Here is a 520-nt window from a genome sequence, read left to right as displayed (position 1 = left end):
GGGTGTTAGTATGGCACTGGTATCCGGTGCACTAGGAGCGGCACTAGCCGGAGATTTACATCAAGCTTCGATGCGTTCCATTTCACTGCACTCCATTCGAAATTTATTAGGGGCGATTGTAGCACCTGTGATTGGATGGTTTGTTGTTCGACAAAATGCGATTTATTATGAAGATTTTCGAGGTCAAATTAGCTCAGTAGATCCTCAGGTGAAGATGCAGCTGTCTGAAATGATCAAACGCTATATGGGTATGGGGATGAGTCAAGCGGACGCAAAAACATCGGCCGTGACGGCTGTTGTAGCAGGCGCTAAAAAAGCGTCGATTTTACATGCGTACCATAACTTATTTTTCATGCTTGGTATTTTAGGCGTAATTATGCTCATTGCTTCACTAAGTAAAGCATGGAGCGGTGAAAATAGAATTCTTGTTCAAAAAGAAGAGGTTCAAGAAGAAGCTGAGCCGCAAGAAGAAAGAAAAATGCTGCCGGCACCTCAAACAGAAGAAACCTCTGTATAATAT

1 pseudogene is annotated in these 520 nt (G+C 43.1%); it reads left to right on the top strand.

From position 1 onward, the window contains the following. Nucleotides 1–517 (top strand): annotated as a pseudogene (locus AC1DRF_RS32035) (MFS transporter); the annotation flags it as partial. Nucleotides 518–520: the final 3 nt, after the last annotated feature.

It is taken from the genome of Priestia sp. P5_B4, assembly GCF_056400385.1.
The sequence above is the reverse complement of the archived record's forward strand: the minus strand, read 5'-3'. Positions and strand labels throughout refer to the sequence as shown.